Below are 13,593 nucleotides of genomic sequence, written 5' to 3' on the forward strand. Positions count from 1 at the left end.
GCAGGCCGGCCGCTGATCCCTGCGGACCTAAAGGGGAGTTCGAGCAGGATAAACGCGAGGCGGGCGCACTGGCCAACGGTTGGTGAAACGTTTCGGGAGACCGTGCGGCGGAGCCGCCGTGCCGCCCCCGCACCAGGTCAAGGCGGTTGCGGAGGCAGCGAAAGAAATCGGCCGGAAATCGGCCGGAAGAAAAGCAATCCAACGGGAATCCGGTCGCGGAGTCAGGGAATGCGGCGCGGGAAACCCGTACGGATTCGCGTATTCCAGGTAATCGGCCGACCCGGCCGGCCGACATCCACGGCGCCACCCGTACGGCCCCGTGCCGCCCGGCCGGGCGCCGGACGCCCGCCGGGGGCCACGCCGGGTGCCCCGACACCGCCACCGGCCGCTTGAGCCGAGCCAACGCAGCGTTGCAGACTACGAGTTCAGTTGTCGACACGGGGCGGTGGAGCGATGGAACCGATGCTGGACAGTGCGGGAACGGCGCTGGTCGGGCTGATGGTGACCGAGGCCTGGACGCAGGCCCGGACCGGCGTGGTCGCCTTGTGGCGCAGGCTGCGGCCCGCGGACGCCGACGCCGTCGAGCGCGACCTGGACGAGGCCCGCGGCGAACTCGTCGAGGCCAGGGAAGAGGGCGAGGCCGGCGCGGAGACGGAGCGGGAGCTGGCCGGTGAGTGGCAGCGGCGCCTGCTGCGGGTGCTGCGCGACGATCCGGCCGCGGCCGAGGAGCTCCAGCGGATTCTGGAGGCGGCGCGCGGCACGCTGCCGCCGGAAAGCACGGCGGGCGGCGTGCAGTTGCAGGCCCGCGCCGAGGGCAACGCCCGGATCTACCAGGCGGGGCGGGACATGCGGGTGCAGGGTTGACGGACGAGGAGCCGCCCGGGGCCTCCTTCCGGGCCGATGCGCAGGACACCGCCCGGATCTATCAGGCCGGCCGCGATCTGCACCTCACCGTCCGGCCGGAGGCCGACGAGCCGCCCCCGGCCGCACGGCTGACCCTGCTCCATCTGCTGGCCTGCTGCGCCGAGGCCCCGCTCCCGGTGTCCGTCCTGTCCCCCGAGGCCGTCGCCGCCGTCCGGATGCCGGAACTCCCGGGAGAACGGGTCACCGCCGAGCTGCGCGCGCTGCCGCACGTCCCGGGGGAGGTGCCGTGCGTACGGGCCGACCCGGCGGCGCTCGCCGCGGCCGCCCGGGAACTGACCGACGGCGCGCGCACCCGGCTGGCCGCGTACGCCGCGGCCCTGCTGGACCACGCCCTGCTGCGGACGCCGGACGACCCGGCGCCGGACCTCCTCGCCCCGCATGTGATGGCGCTGCTCTGGCACTCCGGCGGCGATCCGGTGCGGGCCGCCGCGCGCCGGATACGGGATGCGTACGAAGGCCGCGGGCGGTACGCCGAGGCCCTGCCGTTCGCCGTGCGGATCGCGGAGAACGGCACCGGGGCGACGGTCGCCGACGGCCTGGCGCTGGGCCGGATCCGGACCGGCTGCGGCGACGTCGGCGAGGCGGAGGCCATGCTGCGCCCGGTGCTCGCACGGGCGGAGCGGGAAGCGGAGGGCTGCAAGGTGCCGCTGACCGGGCGCACCGGCCCGTCAATCGCCCAGCTCCTCCGCGACGACCCCGCGGGCCCGTTCACCGCGGGGCTCTCCTCGGCGGACTGCCAGGCGCTCGCGGACGTCGCCGACGTCCAGCACGCCCTGGCCGAGGCCTTGTACCGACTGCACCGTTACGCGGAGTGCGAGCGGCTGCTGCTGGCGGCCGGGGGGCTGCGCTGGCGGGTCCTGGGGACGCTGCATCCGGCGTATCTGCTGGCCCAGCTGCACCGGGCCCGCGCGCAGGGGCGGCAGCGGCTGTGGCACGACGCGATCGGCCTGGTCCAGGACGTCCGCAGCTATCAGGACCGGGCGGACTACACACCGGCCCCACCGCGGGACGACGCCCTGCTCCGCCTGGCGCATGCGCAGGTGATGACCGCGGTCGTCCGCTCGCTGCGCGAGGACGGCGCGGGCCGGTCCCGGCGCGTGGGGGTCTTCCCGGCGCCGGTGGTGCGTTTCCTGGAGCGTACGGCGGGCACCAACCCCCGCCCGGAGAAGGTGACCCGGGAGGAGGCGCAGGCCCTGGCCGAGGAAGCGGTACGGGCCTGTGACGGCGCCTTCGGCCCCGGGCATCCGCACACCCGCGCCGCGCGGGAACTCCTTGAGGGGCCGCCGCCCTGAGGGGCCGTATGGAGCACGCGCGCGGGCGGGTACGGCGGTCGCGGACGGGCGGGACGGCCTCGGCGCTCAGACCGCGTACATCTCCTCCCGCGACCCGGTACGGCCGCCGACGCGCGCACGGTGCGGTGCGCCGTTGGGCGGGTGCGTGGGCTCCGGCACCCGGTCGTGGATGTCGAAGCTGTCGCCGAGGCCGACCGTCCCCAGGATCCGCAGGAAGCGGGGGTCGGTGATCACCAGGGAGAGCCGGCCGCCGGCTTCGTGGACCCGGCGCCGGGCGCGGCACAGGACGGCGATGCCGCTGCAGTCCAGGAAACTCAGCTGTGCCAGGTCGAGCACCAGGTCCGGGCGCTGCCCCGTGGTCAGCGGATCGAGGTACTTGATCGTCGGCGCGGCGCTCAGAAAGTCCAGTTCGCCGCGGAGCTGTACGAGGACGGGGGTGCCCGTCCGGCGCCGCCCTGCCCCGTCCACCGGCCGCCGCAGCATGGCCCTCACCTCGATCTCGTCCGCTGCATCTCGTCCGCGCCTCGCCTCGCCCGTCCGTACGTCCGGGGCCCCGAGGCCGTTGTCTCATCCAAAGCACGGGCCGCGTCCTGGAAGGAGTGCCGGTCGGGCCAGGGCGGCAGGGGTCTTTCGGCCCCGCCGGGAGGGGCCGGACGGGCGGGCGCGGGGCGCTCGGGGCCCTGCCGGTACGGCGCTACAGGCCCGTCTCCCGGCGCCCCCACTGCGCGTCGCCGGCCGCCCACTCCCGGTCCCACAGCGCGTAGCGGCGGCGGGTGAGCAGCGCCCCGCCGGCCCGCTCGGCGGCGAACAGCGCCAGACAGGTGCCGCCGGCCGCCACCGTGCCGACCGCGATGCTCTCGACCAGGGCCTCCCCATGGGTCACGGGGTCCCGCAGCAGCGCACCGCGCCCGTCGATCCAGACCGTGGTCGGGTCACCGGCCCGCACGCCCGCCGGCACCGTGGTCTCTCCCGTGCGGGTGGTGCCATCGGCGGCGGTCCACCGCACCGTCGTATGCACCCGGCTGCCGATACCGCCGGTGGGATCCGCTCCGATGCCGGCCGGCGGGGTCTCGGTCACCACCGCCGCCACGCCGTGCCGGTCCTGGCTCTGCCGGTCCGCGGCACCGGCCACCGCGCGCGCCGCGGTCACCCCGGCGGCCGGGGCCGCGACCGCCATCAGCAGCGCGGTGGCGACCACCAGCCAGGCCTCCGCCACATCGCAGCCGCGCCGCAGCGGCCCGCGCCTGAACCGCGACAGCATCGTGCGCAGCGGCATCGCGCACCACCGCCTTCCGCCTGTGTACCGACCGTCGCACGTCTCACGGGCCGGGCTAAGGGGCCGAACGGCCCTGGTGGGAGCGGGCCGGGCGTCCGTCGTGCGGGGGCGTCTGCCCGTTCGGCCCCTGGTGTGTCCGCGGGGTGCGGCCGACCATGGGAGTGATGCCGTACGCGGCGCGCCGCCGTCCGTGGGGTGGAGGGAACGATGAGCGAGGCACCGGAATTCACACCGCAGCGGCCGATCCGCGCCTTTCTGCTCGACGATCACGAGGTGGTACGGCGCGGGGTGCGGGACCTGCTCGACGCGGAACCCGACATCGAGGTGGTCGGTGACGCCGGTACCGCCGGTCATGCGCTGGCCCGGGGCCCGGCGCTCCGCCCGGACGTCGCGGTGCTCGATGTGCGGCTGCCGGACGGGGACGGGATCACGGTGTGCCGGGAGCTGCGCTCGCGGATGCCGGACCTGGCGTGTCTGATGCTCACCTCGTTCGACGACGACGATGCCCTGCTGGACGCGATCATGGCCGGGGCCTCGGGGTACGTCCTGAAGGAGATCAAGGGCGCGGACCTGGTGGCGGCCGTACGCATCGTCGCGTCCGGCCGCTCGATGCTGGATCCGGCGACCACCGCGCGGCTGATGAACAACCTGCGCGGCACGGACGGCGATACCGGCTCCGGGGGTGACGCCCTGTCCGCGCTCTCGCCCCGCGAGCGGCAGATCCTCGGCCTGATCGGCGAAGGGTTGACGAACCGTCAGATCGGCCGGCGGCTCTATCTGTCGGAGAAGACGGTCAAGAACCATGTCTCCCGGCTGCTGGCCAAGCTCGGCGTCGAACGCCGGATCCAGGCGGCCATGCTCGCCACCCGGGCGGCGCCGCCGCACGACTGAGGCCGGCGCCGCACCGGGCGACCCGGCCCGGGGCTCACCCCGAGGGCAGCGGCACCCGCCACACCAGCGACGTGCCGCCCCGCTCCGCCGCCCCGACCGTCAGCTTCCCGCCCAGGCACTCGGCCCGGCCGGCGAGATTGCCCAGCCCGCCGCGGTGGCCGGTATCCGGGGCGATGCCCACCCCGTCATCCGCAACGGCCAGGGTCAGCGTGGTGCCGCGGACGATCAGCGAGACATCCGCCGAGTGGGCGTGCGCATGCCGGGCCACATTGCTCAGCGCCTCCGCCAGCACCGCCACCACATGCTCCGCGATGGGCGGGGGCACATCGGTGTCGATCAGCCCCGCCATGTGGAGCGAGGGGGTGAAGCCCAGTGCGCGGGCCGCCTGCTCCACGGCCGTGACGGTGCGCACCCGCAGCCCGTGACCGGCCCGCCCCAGATCATGGGCGCGCAGACCGAAAATGGTGGACCGGATGATCTTGATGGTCTCGTCGAGGTCGTCCACCGCGCGCAGCAGCCGCTCCGTCGCCTCCGGGCTGTCCACGAACCGCACCGCGCTCTGCAGCGTCATACCGGTGGCGAACAGCCGCTGGATGGCCAGATCGTGCAGATCGCTGGCGATGCGGTCGCGGTCCTCGAAGAGGGCGAGCTGCTCGGCGGCCGCGCGTTGCTCGGCCAGCTCCATCGCCAGCGCCGCCTGCCCCGCGAAGGTCAGCAGCGGAGCGGCCTCCGGTTCGGTGAACGCCTCGCGCCCGTGGACCCTGGCCAGCAGCAGCACCCCGCGCACCCGCTCCCCTGCGATCATCGGGACCGCTACGGCCGGGCCCAGCCCCATCCAGCGCGGCGGACCCGCCGTGATCCTCGGGTCGTGCTCGACATCGAGGCTGAGCAGAGGTCTCCCGGCGTCGAGGGCCGCGCCGACGAACGATCCCGCACGGGGCAGCACCAGCCCCTGATGCGCCTCGGCGTCGACGCCGGACGCCAGCACCACCCGCAGCGAACCCTCCTCGACGGGCAGCGCGAGCACACCGAGATCCGCGGCGAGGATGTCCCGCGCATGATCGACGATCAGCCGCAGCACCTCGTTCTCGTCCGCCCCGGACAGCAGACTCGCGACGATCTCGCCGTGGACCTCCAGCCACCGCTGCCGGAGGCGGGCCTCCCCGTACAGCCGGGCGTTCTCGACGGCCACCCCCGCCGCCACCGCGAACGTCGAGAGCATCGTCTCGTCCTCGACGTCGAACCCGCCGCCGCCCCGCTTCTCGGTCAGATAGAGGTTGCCGAACACCTTGTCGCCCACCCGGATGGGAACCCCGAGGAACGAGTGCATCGGCGGGTGGTGCGGCGGGAATCCGTACGACGACGGGTGGTCGGAAATCTCCGCGAGCCGCAGCGGCCTGGGATGCCGGATCAGCTCCCCCAGGATGCCGTGCCCGGCGGGCAGCGCGCCGATGGCCCGCTCCTGTTCCGCGGTGACCCCCACGGGCAGGAACTGCGCGAACCGGGTGTCCTCGCCGACCACGCCCAGGGCCCCGTATTCGGCGTCCACGACGACGACGGCGGCCTCGACGATACGGTGCAGCACCTGCGGCAGATCCAGCCCGGGCGCCACCGACAGCACGGCTTCGAGCAGCAGATTGGCCGACGCCCCGGGCCCGCTGAGTACGGCGTCCAGGCGTTCCCGCAGCCCCTCCGACAGCCCGTCGAGCCGTCGTCGACCGCTGCCGCCCTTCGCTCCGTGGTCGCCGCCCACGCACCGCACCTTTCCCGCGGCCCGCGCCGCCCGCCCCGGTGGCGGTCGCACCGCGGTCACCGCGCTCCGGCCCGCGACCGTCACCGCCGCACGCCCTCGCGTACGTCACGCCCTCGCGTACGTCACGCCCTCGCGTGCGTCACGACGCCCCTGCGTTCCTCACGTCCTCGCGTTCCTCGGATCTCCCGGTCGCTCACGCCATCTCGTTCATCCAGCCGTACGCCTCCCGCGGTCCGCGCTCGGGGCGCCCCACGCCGACGCTCGCCATGTCGTTGTCGGCCACCCGCAACAGCTTCGCGCCCAGGTCGTGCATCGCACGCCCGGCCGCCAGCTCGTCCCCGATCACCGGTACGTCGGCGTCGTGGGGATTGCACCGGGCCATGCCGTACCCGGAGAGCGCGATGGTGCCGGTGTCCAGCTCCACCCGCGCCTTCGTCGTCCCGTCCTCCTCGGAGAGGTACAGATGAATGTCCCACTCCGCAGTCGTAGCCATGCTCCGCCTCCGCTCCCGCCGGCCGGCCCGGTCAGGCCCGTCGGCCCGTCACTCGTGCGGCACCACCGCCACCGCGCACGGCGCGTGATGCACGACCGCCTGCACCACATGGCCGATGCGCAGCGCCAGCATCCGCCGCTTGTGCCGGCGCCCGACGACCAGCAGCCCGGCGTCCTTGGCGTCGTGCAGGAGCGCCGGCGCCGGACTCTCCAGCTCCACCCGGGCGTCCACCCGCACCTCAGGGAACTTCTCCCGCCAGGGCCGCAGCGCCTCGGCCAGCTGCTGCCGGGTATCTGCGGCCGTCACCTCCGCGGCACAGGGCTCCACGCCGCCGCCACGGTTGTAGGCCTGCGCCGGCAGATGCTGACCGTGGACGACGCGCAGCGGCACACCCCGCGCCGCGGCGCTGTGGAAGGCGAACCCGAGCAGCGACTCGCAGGTCTCGTGCAGGCTCAGCCCGACCACCACATCCCCGTCGCGCTCGCTCGCCGACTCCTGCCGGGCCCGTACGAGCACCACCGGGGTCTCGGTGTGCGCCACCAGGTGCAGCCCCACCTCGCCCATCACGAAGCGGGAGACCGGCCCCAGATCGCGGGAGCCGAGCACCAGCACGTCCGACTCCCCGGCGGCGTCCTTGAGCGCCTCCAGCGGGTCCTTGGCCACCAGGTCCTCGTCCGGCACCAGATCCGGCTCCTGCGCCCGTGCGGTCTCCCGCGCCTCGTTCATGATCCGGTGCGGCCAGTAGTTCTGATCCCCCTCGTCGAGGGGGTGGGGGGACTCCTCCGGCGCCAGCATCACCCACGCGTGCATCAGCCGCAGCCGGGCCTTCCGCGCCCGTGCCTCGTGCGCCGCCCACCGTACGGCGGACAGCGACTCGGGCGTACCGTCCAGGCCGACCGTCACGACGTCCTTCATGGCTTCGCTCCGTTCCACACCTCTACCTTCCTCCGCGCCCCGGACCTGGGCCACTCATCGCCTCTGCGCCCCCCGGTGGCGGCGGGCGCCGAGGCGACGAGTGGCACCGACGAAAATGACCGCGGCGCGGGGCCGCGGTCACTTCGCGAGGGGAACGGGGATATACGGCAGGTCAGGCGCTCGGCGGCACCCGCGACGGGCGGCCGGAGCCGCGGGTCAGGGCGTAGCCCCCGATGCCGGCCAGGGCCGCGAGCAGCCCGCCGACCGCCGTCCAGACCCAGCGGTCGGACCACCAGCCGGCGGACCAGCCGCCGTCCGGCCCGGCCGCCGCCGTCGGATCGTCCGGCGACGCGGTCGCCTCGTCCTGGGCCGTCGCCTCGTCCTGAGGCGTCGCGTCGTCCTGCGCGGTCGCGTCCTCCCGCGGCGTCGCGGCGCCCGCTCCCGGTACGAGCGGCGCGGCGAGGGAGCCGTCGACGGCCGCCCCGCCGCCGGCCTCGGCCGTATCGGTGCGGACCTCGGCGTGCACCGGCAGCCCCAGGTCCGACTGCGGCAGATCCACGACCGTCAGCCGCACGTAGTAGCTCCCCGGCAGCGGGTCGTTCGCCCACGGCTCCGCCCAGCCGCGGACGGTACGCAGCGCGCAGGACAGCTCGACGGAGCCCGCGTCCGGCGCCGCCGCCCTGGTCTGCGCCCCGTACCGGCACGCCTGGCGGCGCCGCAGCCCGTCGTACACATCGAGCTGCCAGGTGGCGGCGCCGTGCCGGGTGGCCTTGGGCAGCGTCACCTTGGCCGTGACCGTGGCGCGCTGCCCCTGGTCCACCGGGACCACCCAGTAGAGGTAGTCGCCGGTGGACGCGCTCGCCGTCGCCGGCTGGCCGGGCTTGATCGCGGTCGCGGTACGGAACGACGTACCGGCCTCGGTCGGCCCCTCGGCACCGGCACTCGCGCTGGAGCTGGGCGACGGGCTGTCCGCCGCCGCGCTGCCCGCCGCACCGAACAGCGCGGCACCCGCCACCACACAAGAGGCCAGCGCGTGGCCGGCGACCGCGCGAGGGCGCCACGTCCTGTCGGTCAGCGGACGCCCGGTCGGCACATCTGTTCCTTCGGCACGCATCAGTTGGTCCTCCAGACGGAAATGCGCCAGCGCGAGATCCAGCCCCACAGCAGCCCGGCGACCAGGCCGGTCAGCACCAGTGCGCCCAGCAGCCACCACCCGCGTCCCAGGCCGAAGGCGGCGGCGTCCGCGGCGTCATGCGGCGCGTCCACCAGATCGACGGTCAGCTCGACGGGCAGGCCGGGCGCGGTCTTGACCGAGGCCGGTGCCGAGAAGGAGTTGCTGACCTGCAAACACACCGTCTCCGCCGCGGGCTTGTCCGCCCCGTCGGCGTCGTCCGACGACTTCGGATAGCGCAGCCCGGATGAGATCACATCGGTCCGCCCGCTGCCGGCTTCCGATCCGCGGACGATTTCCCGGCCATGGACCGTCGAGGCCCGCAGCAGGACCCCGTAGTCGTTGTTGACCGCGCGGTCCGCGCCGATGCTCACCGACGCCCGCAGCTCCTGACCCGGCAGGACGTCCACCCGGTACCAGCGGTGCTCGGCGAACTTCTCCCGGTCGGTGTAGAGACCGGGGGTGAGCTTGGGCGCGCCGTCGCACTGCTGCGCGCCTTTGGTGGCCACCGGAGTGACGACCGGACGGGCGGCCCGGTCCACCAACTGGTGGACGCGGTCGCGGAGTTCCTTGGTGTGCTGCACCGAGGTGTAGGTCCCGCCGGTGGCCTCGGCGATGCAGCTGAGCTGGTTACGGGTCTTGGCGTCCGGCAGCAGGCCGAGCGTGTCGACGGTGAGATGGATGCCCCGCGCGGCGATGTCGCGCGCCACTTCACAGGGGTCGAGCGGGGCGCAGGTGTCCTCGCCGTCCGTGATCAGGACGATCCTGCGGGTCGCATCGCCGCCCTTGAGGTCATCGGCGGCACCCTGCAGGGCCGGCCCGATCGGCGTCCAGCCGGTGGGGGCGAGCGTCGCCACCGCCGTCTTGGCCTCGGTCCGGTCGAGCGGGCCGACCGGGTAGAGCAGCTTGGTGTCCCTGCAGCCGCGTTTGCGGTCCTCCCCGGGGTAGTTGGCGCCGAGGGTCCGGATGCCGAGCTGCACCTCGTGCGGCACCGCGTCCAGTACCTCGTTGAACGCCTGCTTCGCCGCGGACATCCGCGACTGTCCGTCGATGTCGCGGGCCCGCATGGAACCGCTGACGTCGAGTACCAACTCGACCTTGGGGGAGGGCTTCGCATCGGGCTCGTCTGCTACGGCGGATCCGGGAAGGAGACCGACGGCCAAGGCGGCGAGCAGCCCGCACACCCCGGCCGCCAGCCGTTTTCTTATGATCATCGCCGGATCGTATTGAGGATTCGCCCCGGCGCCAAAACTTCCTGTTTACCGGCCTTTTTGCGGCGCGCGGCCGGCCGGCGCATCCCGAACGTCATGCGCCCGCACTGCCGTCACTCCCTCTGATGGGCGGCACGGGCCGCTTCCACAAAGTCTTCCAACGCCTTCCAGAAAGGTCTGAAAGCGGCATCGAAGGCGTGGTGGCTGTCGGGTTCCCCGTCAAGGCCGGCCTTGACGGCCGCAAAGAAAGGGTTTGTAGATTTTTGCAGGGCGAGCGCCGCGGCGGCGGCCGTGGGCGGGCCTTCCAGATCGACGACGCGTGCGCAGCGGCGGATCTTCACATACTCGGCCACCTCGCGATCGTGCAGCGCCGCCAGGGTGGCGGCCCGGTCCGCGGAATCCGGGAGACCGAGCGCGGTGGATATCTCCCAGTACAACTCGCCCATGAGGTGGGTCTGTTCGATCAGATCCAGGTAGGCCGTGCGGCGGCTCTCGCGGAGCCGTTCGGCGCGCTGGGCGCCTGCGGCGATCTCCGCCTGTATCCGGGCGGCCTGGGTGCTGCCGCGGCTGGTGACCCAACTGGCGAGCACCGCGGTGCCGCCGGTCAGCGCCGCGATCGCCACAGTCCACACCGTGCTGTCGTCCACGCGGCGTCACGATACCCAGGCGCCGACGCGCCGCATTGCGCAGGTGCCGCTACGAGGGGAACCGGTCCGCCGGCACCTCGCTCGTCGTCGCATTGCCGCCGAGCACCTTGTTCAACGTGAAACTCAGCACCGTGTACTGCGTACCGCCGGCGACCCGGACCGTCCGGAAGTCCGCCTCGTCGTCGAACCTCTGGAAGCTGCACTCGCGCGTAAAGGACCGCTTGCCGCCGTCCCAGTCCTCGCCGGTGGTGAAGTACACCGTGTACGAGCCGCTGCTGACGCTCTGTACGGTCGCTTGGTCGCCACCGCGGACATAGACGGAGAACGCCGTCCGCTCGCCCCGGGTCAGCGTCACCACGGCGTCGGTGCCGGTGCCGTTGTTGATGGTCAGCCGCCCCAGGCCGGCGCGGCTGCCGTCCCGGACGAAGACGTTGTTGCCGAGCCTGCGGTGCTGGGGCCTCTCGGTACGCGGCAGCCGCACGGTGGCGTCGTAGCCGAGAGCGGTGAGCGCGCGGCCTGCCTCCTTGACGTCCTTGGGTCCGGTGGCCGTTCCCAGCTCGACGCGTGGCGAGGTGGCGCACCGCCCGCCGTCACCGTGCGCGCTCCGCAGGTCCCGTCCCAGGGCCCTCAGCGCGGTCGCGAGTTGGCCGTTCCCCGCGGTGGCGTCGTCCGGCGTCCGTGCGGCCTCCAACGCCTCGGCGGACGCGTCCGCCTTGTCGGCCGCCGTCTCCAGCGCGTTGTTCAGCGCGCGGCCTTCCTGCGCCCGGTCGACCGCGCGCAGGGCGTCGGTGAGCGGCCCGAGCGCGCCGGCCAGCGTACGGCGGTAGTCGGCGGGCGCGACGGTCGGCGTGGGAGTCCCGGAGGGCGACGTGCGGACCGACGGGCTCGCGGACCCGCCTGCCGCATCATCCGTTCCCTGTGTTCCCTTGCCCGCCGAACACCCCGCCAACGGCAGTGCCAGCACCAGCCCGACGCCGAGCCCGACGGCCCGGCGCGCCACCCGGCGCCCGATTCCCCCACGTGCACCCGCAGCCGCGGCCGCATCGGCATTCGCGGAACCGGACCCGGACCCCACCACGCCGACCATGCCCACTGCGATTCCCCGTTCCCCCGGATACCGCATTCCCCCCTGTCCCGGCGTTCACCGGGACAAGCCGACCACCAGGCTTCTCCGCCCGCGGAGGGGTGTCAAGGGAGCGCAAGCCGAAGGCTCCTGCTCACGCCGTCCGTCCGCGCACGTCACACCACGTCCGCAAGTTCTTGCTGCAACCGCCGCTTCGGTCGCACCCCCACCAGCGACTTCACCGGTTCGCCCGCGCGGAAGACCATCAACGTCGGCATCGACAGCACGCCATAGGCCTGTGTCGTCACCGGATTGCTGTCCACGTCGAGCTCGACGATCCGCAGCCGTCCCGCTTCCTCCCTGGCCATCTCCGCCAGTACCGGCGCGATCATCCGGCACGGCGGGCACCAACCGGCCGTGAACTCGACCAGCACGGGCAGTTCGGAGCGCACCACCTCCTCCTCGAACGTCTCGTCCGTAACGGATAACACGGCGGCGTCGTACGTCTGCGGCATCAGTTCTCCTGGTGTGCGGGTGCGGGTGCGGGTGCGGACGGGGGCGTGGCCGGCCGGTCGAAGGACGACAGCTCACACAGCGGTACCGGCGCGGCTCCGGGCACGGATGCGGGAGCGGATCCGGGCCCGGGCCCCTGGTGTTCCCTTGCCTCTGCCTCCGCGTGCCCCAGCTGCCGCCGCACCGAGTCCCGTACGTTCTGAAGTTCCGCGATACAGCGGTCGAGTTCGGCGAGCTTGCGCCGATAGACGTCGATCGAGGCGGGACAGGCATCTCCCGTCGGATTCCCGGCCTGGAGGCACTCCACGAACGGCCGGGTGTCCTCCAGCTCGAATCCGAGGTCCTGCAGCACCTTGATCTGCCGCAGCACGCGCAGATCGTCCTCGCCGTAGTCGCGGTAGCCGTTGCCGTCACGCCCGGCGGTGAGCAGGCCCCGCGACTCGTAGTAACGCAAGGCGCGCGCCGTGGTCCCCGCACGCTGCGCCAGATCGCCGATCCGCATCCGTGAGCCCCTTCTGCATCCGTCGGTCCTTGACCGTCTCGATGGACGGTAGACCTTGACCTCGACGTCAAGGCCAGCATCTGTCTGGTCGTTGACCCGCTGGACTGGCAGGAGGTCATCGACTCGGGCGCGTTGACCGTGCTGGAGGGGCCGGTCGGCCGGTACGGCGCGCGCGGTGATGCGCAGTCCATCTACTTAGCGGATCCCGATGGCAACACGGTTGAGCTCCGCTGGTACCCGGAGGACGCCGCGCAGTAGCACGTCGGAGGAAGCCGGCGGGACCGGGCCGTCTCCCCGTCCCGCCGCAACCCGTTCCATCACAAGAGCGGATGAACAGGCACACAGAAACTCGACCCACGATCTGCCAAGGCTGTCGCCACGAGTAAGGAGCCATGGTGCAGGATGGGGCAGGGATGTGATGGCGTGTGTGTCGCACCCGGCGAGCTTTGTATGTTTATCGGTAGAATTCGCGCGATGCAGATACCGATTCAGATTCCGATGCAGATACCGCAGAAAGCCAGCGAGCCTGTGAGTGAGGTGATTCGGTGAACGGTCCCGATGCCACCGACGAGCAGTGGGAGGGTCTCGCCGAGGTCGTCCCGCTCCGCAGCGGCAGTGAATGGCCGTCCTGGCCCGATCACCGCGCCCTCCCCGAGGACGAACCGGGGGAGGAGAAGCGGCGGTTCATGGTCATCCGCGTCCAGACCTTTGCGGACGCACGCGAGGTGGCCGAGTACCTCATCGCGCAGATCCCGGTCCTGCTGGACCTCAGCAGCGCCGACACCGACGTCGCCAAGCGCATCCTGGACTTCGCCAGCGGTGTCGTCTTCGGCCTCGGCAGTGGAATGCACCGCGTCGACACCAATGTCTTCCTCCTCGCGCCGGTCGGTACCGAGGTCGCCGAACCTGCCGCCGGTGCCGTCCCCCGTTCGTAGGAAGAGC

General features: G+C 73.0%; 15 protein-coding genes and 1 pseudogene. 5 read left to right on the forward strand and 11 right to left on the reverse strand.

Annotated elements, in window-relative coordinates:
- Nucleotides 1-453 precede the first annotated feature (453 nt).
- Both AC5677_RS29265 and AC5677_RS29270 read left to right on the forward strand, forming a co-directional pair.
- A complete protein-coding gene (locus tag AC5677_RS29265; RefSeq protein WP_497190885.1) occupies nucleotides 454-864 on the forward strand; it encodes a hypothetical protein in 411 nt (136 codons plus the stop codon).
- A complete protein-coding gene (locus tag AC5677_RS29270) occupies nucleotides 861-2,216 on the forward strand; it encodes a tetratricopeptide repeat protein (RefSeq protein WP_497190886.1) in 1,356 nt (451 codons plus the stop codon). The genes AC5677_RS29265 and AC5677_RS29270 overlap by 4 nt, the downstream gene beginning before the upstream one ends.
- 66 nt (nucleotides 2,217-2,282) lie before the next feature.
- On the opposite strand, the gene AC5677_RS29275 is transcribed toward AC5677_RS29270, so the two are convergent.
- Both AC5677_RS29275 and AC5677_RS29280 read right to left on the reverse strand, forming a co-directional pair.
- On the reverse strand, nucleotides 2,283-2,699 hold the full coding sequence (locus AC5677_RS29275) for an STAS domain-containing protein (RefSeq protein WP_497190887.1): 417 nt from the start codon (nucleotides 2,697-2,699) through the stop codon (nucleotides 2,283-2,285).
- A gap of 211 nt (nucleotides 2,700-2,910) precedes the next feature.
- Entirely contained in the window at nucleotides 2,911-3,492 is a 582-nt protein-coding gene (locus tag AC5677_RS29280; protein ID WP_497190888.1) for an Rv1733c family protein, read from the reverse strand.
- Nucleotides 3,493-3,699: 207 nt separating this feature from the next.
- Here AC5677_RS29280 and AC5677_RS29285 point away from each other — a divergent pair, with 207 nt between their 5' ends.
- Nucleotides 3,700-4,383, forward strand: a complete 684-nt coding sequence (locus AC5677_RS29285) for a response regulator (protein WP_497190889.1) — start codon at nucleotides 3,700-3,702, stop codon at nucleotides 4,381-4,383.
- Between the two features lie 34 nt (nucleotides 4,384-4,417).
- Here AC5677_RS29285 and AC5677_RS29290 read toward each other — a convergent pair whose 3' ends face one another.
- The 9 genes from AC5677_RS29290 to AC5677_RS29330 all read right to left on the reverse strand — a co-directional run bounded on the left by AC5677_RS29290 (nucleotide 4,418) and on the right by AC5677_RS29330 (nucleotide 12,651).
- Complete coding sequence (locus AC5677_RS29290) at nucleotides 4,418-6,136, reverse strand: sensor histidine kinase (RefSeq protein WP_497190890.1); 1,719 nt, start codon at nucleotides 6,134-6,136, stop codon at nucleotides 4,418-4,420.
- 193 nt (nucleotides 6,137-6,329) lie between these two features.
- Nucleotides 6,330-6,629, reverse strand: coding sequence for a dsRBD fold-containing protein (locus AC5677_RS29295; RefSeq protein WP_497190891.1), 300 nt, complete (start codon nucleotides 6,627-6,629; stop codon nucleotides 6,330-6,332).
- A gap of 48 nt (nucleotides 6,630-6,677) precedes the next feature.
- Nucleotides 6,678-7,544, reverse strand: a complete 867-nt coding sequence (locus AC5677_RS29300) for a universal stress protein (RefSeq protein WP_497190892.1) — start codon at nucleotides 7,542-7,544, stop codon at nucleotides 6,678-6,680.
- 172 nt (nucleotides 7,545-7,716) lie between these two features.
- Complete coding sequence (locus AC5677_RS29305) at nucleotides 7,717-8,658, reverse strand: hypothetical protein (protein ID WP_497190893.1); 942 nt, start codon at nucleotides 8,656-8,658, stop codon at nucleotides 7,717-7,719.
- Complete coding sequence (locus AC5677_RS29310) at nucleotides 8,658-9,929, reverse strand: VWA domain-containing protein (RefSeq protein WP_497190894.1); 1,272 nt, start codon at nucleotides 9,927-9,929, stop codon at nucleotides 8,658-8,660. The genes AC5677_RS29305 and AC5677_RS29310 overlap by 1 nt, the downstream gene beginning before the upstream one ends.
- 110 nt (nucleotides 9,930-10,039) lie before the next feature.
- The gene (locus tag AC5677_RS29315; protein WP_497190895.1) at nucleotides 10,040-10,573 is read right to left on the reverse strand and encodes a hypothetical protein; all 534 of its coding nucleotides are present in this window, start codon (nucleotides 10,571-10,573) and stop codon (nucleotides 10,040-10,042) included.
- A 49-nt stretch (nucleotides 10,574-10,622) separates the two neighbouring features.
- Entirely contained in the window at nucleotides 10,623-11,573 is a 951-nt protein-coding gene (locus AC5677_RS29320) for a hypothetical protein (RefSeq protein ID WP_497190896.1), read from the reverse strand.
- A 239-nt stretch (nucleotides 11,574-11,812) separates the two neighbouring features.
- Nucleotides 11,813-12,151, reverse strand: a complete 339-nt coding sequence (gene trxA / locus AC5677_RS29325) for a thioredoxin (protein ID WP_497190897.1) — start codon at nucleotides 12,149-12,151, stop codon at nucleotides 11,813-11,815.
- Nucleotides 12,151-12,651, reverse strand: coding sequence for a MerR family transcriptional regulator (locus AC5677_RS29330; protein WP_497190898.1), 501 nt, complete (start codon nucleotides 12,649-12,651; stop codon nucleotides 12,151-12,153). The genes trxA and AC5677_RS29330 overlap by 1 nt, the downstream gene beginning before the upstream one ends.
- 78 nt (nucleotides 12,652-12,729) lie before the next feature.
- On the opposite strand from AC5677_RS29330, the pseudogene AC5677_RS29335 reads away from it, so the two are divergent.
- Both AC5677_RS29335 and AC5677_RS29340 read left to right on the forward strand, forming a co-directional pair.
- Nucleotides 12,730-12,909: pseudogene (locus AC5677_RS29335) on the forward strand (VOC family protein); the annotation flags it as partial.
- A 287-nt stretch (nucleotides 12,910-13,196) separates the two neighbouring features.
- Complete coding sequence (locus tag AC5677_RS29340; RefSeq protein WP_497190899.1) at nucleotides 13,197-13,586, forward strand: cell division protein SepF; 390 nt, start codon at nucleotides 13,197-13,199, stop codon at nucleotides 13,584-13,586.
- Nucleotides 13,587-13,593: the final 7 nt, after the last annotated feature.

Source organism: Streptomyces sp. JLSY215, assembly GCF_059682825.1.

Bases quoted from the DNA above. Each gene is read 5' to 3' on its own strand.
- AC5677_RS29265 (WP_497190885.1), top strand. From the start codon at position 454: ATGGAACCGATGCTGGACAGTGCGGGAACGGCGCTGGTCGGGCTGATG.
- AC5677_RS29275 (WP_497190887.1), bottom strand. From the start codon at position 2,699: ATGCTGCGGCGGCCGGTGGACGGGGCAGGGCGGCGCCGGACGGGCACC.
- AC5677_RS29280 (WP_497190888.1), bottom strand. From the start codon at position 3,492: ATGCCGCTGCGCACGATGCTGTCGCGGTTCAGGCGCGGGCCGCTGCGG.
- AC5677_RS29285 (WP_497190889.1), top strand. From the start codon at position 3,700: ATGAGCGAGGCACCGGAATTCACACCGCAGCGGCCGATCCGCGCCTTT.
- AC5677_RS29295 (WP_497190891.1), bottom strand. From the start codon at position 6,629: ATGGCTACGACTGCGGAGTGGGACATTCATCTGTACCTCTCCGAGGAG.
- AC5677_RS29300 (WP_497190892.1), bottom strand. From the start codon at position 7,544: ATGAAGGACGTCGTGACGGTCGGCCTGGACGGTACGCCCGAGTCGCTG.
- AC5677_RS29305 (WP_497190893.1), bottom strand. From the start codon at position 8,658: ATGCGTGCCGAAGGAACAGATGTGCCGACCGGGCGTCCGCTGACCGAC.
- AC5677_RS29310 (WP_497190894.1), bottom strand. From the start codon at position 9,929: ATGATCATAAGAAAACGGCTGGCGGCCGGGGTGTGCGGGCTGCTCGCC.
- trxA (WP_497190897.1), bottom strand. From the start codon at position 12,151: ATGCCGCAGACGTACGACGCCGCCGTGTTATCCGTTACGGACGAGACG.
- AC5677_RS29330 (WP_497190898.1), bottom strand. From the start codon at position 12,651: ATGCGGATCGGCGATCTGGCGCAGCGTGCGGGGACCACGGCGCGCGCC.